The following is a 2,835-nucleotide window of genomic DNA, read 5'->3' on the forward strand; positions in this document are numbered from 1 at the left end:
GTGATGATGCGGGTTTCGAGCACGCATCGCAGATACGTGCCGCGTACAAGCAGTGCGTCCGGGCTGCGGATGAAGGATGCGTTGGACACATCCTCCACATCCGGACCGCGACGCGTTTTCTGCTGCTGCGGCTGTTGCGGCTGGCTGTTTGCACTCATCTGCGCCAGCATCGCGCGGGTGTACTCGTCCATACCGCCAGCGCTGCCGCCCTCACCGGACTGACCATCGGACACACCGCCGCCACCGCTTATGCGGCGATCAAGCAGCGTAGGGCCGCGTTCCACCTGGGGAGCGGACATCGCCTGCCCGAGATCCGAATCAGGCCGAATGGGGCCGCGCGGCTCGGTTGGCAGCGGCGGAATCATCGGAATCGGCTCAGCCATCGTCGGCGGGGCCTGCGTGGGTGCTACGGTCGGCAGCTCCGGCGTGGAAACGCGTGCAGTCTCATTGAGCTTGGTCGGCGCGTCCGAATCGCTGCTGGACTTCCGCAGCAGGAGGAAACCCATGGCAATGATAAGCACCAGGATGCCGCCGAGGAACAGCAGTGCTTTGCGATTCAGGCGCTGCTCTTCGGACGACCGCAGCTGAGGTGCGCCCGCATCCAGGTTCGGTGCCTGCTCAGCCTGGCTCCTGCCGTAATACGGGTTGTTCGGAGTTTMATCCGGCCCATTGCCAGCGTTGTAGCGCTGGTCGTCATGTCCGTTGTTCGGCTCGTTGCCGGGAATGTTGTGCTGGCTCATTTCTTCACGTTCCTTCGCAGACCGACGACATCATCACCGTGGCGGATGACCAGGTAGGGGTAGGTTCCGTGCACGATGAGAGAGTTGCCCTCAACCGTGGTGTTGACCACGAAATCTTCGCCGTACTCGGTCTCACGGCCGAACACCGCCGGGAAAATGCCGGTCTTGTACTCCGGCGACGCCGGCAGCTTCAGATAGGTAAAACGTCCATCGTCGTAGGCGTTGACCGGAATCAACCAGCCCATCTTCTTCGCCCTGCGGGTCGAGTAGGAATAGTCGAAGTTGTACTGACGATCCTTGGCCAGTTCCGCACTCAACAGCGGCTTGACCTCCTCTTCGACGGCCTGTTGCGCCGTGCCGAATTCGGTATCGCTGGGATAGCTGAAAGCGATCTTGTACTGCACGCCTGCGCGACGCGCCTGTTCAAGCTGGCGCCAGTCGGTTGCAACCACCTTGAGTTCGAAGATGTACGAATGGGTMTCCGTGCGCACCATCATGTTGGTATCCACGTCAACATTCTTCGGCTTGAGGTAGAACACGTTCTCGCGACGGGTCAGCTCCCAGCCGTTGCTGAAGCCAGTGCTGTAGTCCAGGATCTTCTCGTTGGGGCTGAGCTCGATCTGAGTGGTCAGACCCAAGCCTGTACGGACCGGATAGATGCGGTCTTTCTCATACTCATACTGGTCAACCGCCTGCGCCGCTACCGGAGCAGAGAACGCCGACAGCATCGGCAACAGGGCCAACGCGGCCCACCAAACTTTGCTACTACTCATCGGTTGCTTGCTCCCTCAGCAGTTCCGGTGGAAACACGTTGGCCCGGCATTTGAGCCGGCTGCCGCGGCGCGACTTGTCCTGGTATCGCTTGTCCCGGCGCGAGCTGCCCCGGGACGCCTTGTTGCATCGGTTGGCCGGGCACAGCYTGCCCGGGCACCATCTGCCCAGGTGTCGGCGGGACCGGCACGGGTGCCGCAACCGGCTGACCGGTCACCGGGTCGATCACGGTGGCCGCAGCCGGATTGTTCGGATCGTATGCTGCGGCCTGCGCAGCCTGGTTGGCCAGCGCGGCCTGCGCCGATTGACTGGCCATCGCCGCGTCGTCCGGCACCGGAACTCCGCGTGCGTAATCGTTGTCGACGCGGTACTCGGTGACCTGGAACGCCAGAGGGTTCAGCACGCGATCCTGTTCAGACAGTGCAAGATTGGTGCGGTACTCAAAGCGCATGGTCACCAGCTGGTTGTCCAGGAACTGCGACACTGCCGTGCGTTTGTCCAGCAGACTGCGCTGGATGCGTACCGAAGCACCCTTGAAGCTGCCGTTCGGCTCGGCACCGAGCGGCGTGATGCTCAGGATCTTCACCCGGATCGCCTTGCTGGTCCCATAGACGAAGACCGGATTCTGCGGGTTGTTGTTCGCGTACCGCTGGCGCTGGCTGGCGGCAACCGGCTCGGAGGACATGGTGAACACCAGATCCCAGTCGCGCAGCCCCATCACCGCCGAATCGAACGATTCGCGCGCCAGAACGTATTGGGCAACATTGCTCCGGTTGATGGCCTCATTGGCGGTGATGCTCTGGGCACCAAAATTGCCACTGAGACGCGCCACCGTGGCATTGCCGGTATACGCATCGGCCATCACCAGGAACGGCACCTTCTCCTTCAACGGCAGCATGTAGTAATAGCCACCGGCCAGGGCAAGGGACATCACCAGCGAAGCACCCGCCACCCACCAGGCACGACGTTCGCTGCGGCGCGCCATGTCTGCGACAGTCAACTCGTAGCTCACCGCCTTCGCGACGGCCTGGTCGACTTTCGGGCTGTTGCCTGCGTCCTTCTTTCGGAACATGGAATTCATCCGTACTGCTGGAACATCAAAGGGCATGGCACCCCGGCGCATTGCGCCGGGCACCTCACATCAGCGTTGGAACGAGACCATCAACTGCCGTGCGACGCATCGGCGCCGACCTGGGACACGCTCGAGGCCACGCTCTGCACCACGATCTGGTTGCCGACGATGGACACCGACACACCCTGCGCCGAATAGGCGCTGCTCAGGTCGATCACGGCCTGCTGCGGATTGGTGGTGCTGATCGTGGAG

General features: G+C 62.3%; 2 protein-coding genes and 1 pseudogene. All 3 read right to left on the reverse strand.

The window, feature by feature from the left end; all coding sequences use genetic code 11:
• Positions 1–740: pseudogene (locus tag ACXJKH_RS18110) on the reverse strand (TrbI/VirB10 family protein); the annotation flags it as partial.
• On the reverse strand, positions 737–1,513 hold the full coding sequence (locus tag ACXJKH_RS18115) for a TrbG/VirB9 family P-type conjugative transfer protein (RefSeq protein ID WP_457321413.1): 777 nt from the start codon (positions 1,511–1,513) through the stop codon (positions 737–739). The gene ACXJKH_RS18115 and the pseudogene ACXJKH_RS18110, both read right to left, overlap by 4 nt.
• A complete protein-coding gene (locus tag ACXJKH_RS18120; protein WP_457321415.1) occupies positions 1,510–2,583 on the reverse strand; it encodes a VirB8/TrbF family protein in 1,074 nt (357 codons plus the stop codon). Before ACXJKH_RS18120 ends, ACXJKH_RS18115 begins: the two co-directional genes overlap by 4 nt.
• Positions 2,584–2,835 lie beyond the last annotated feature (252 nt).

This window comes from Stenotrophomonas sp. P5_B8 (assembly GCF_054049855.1).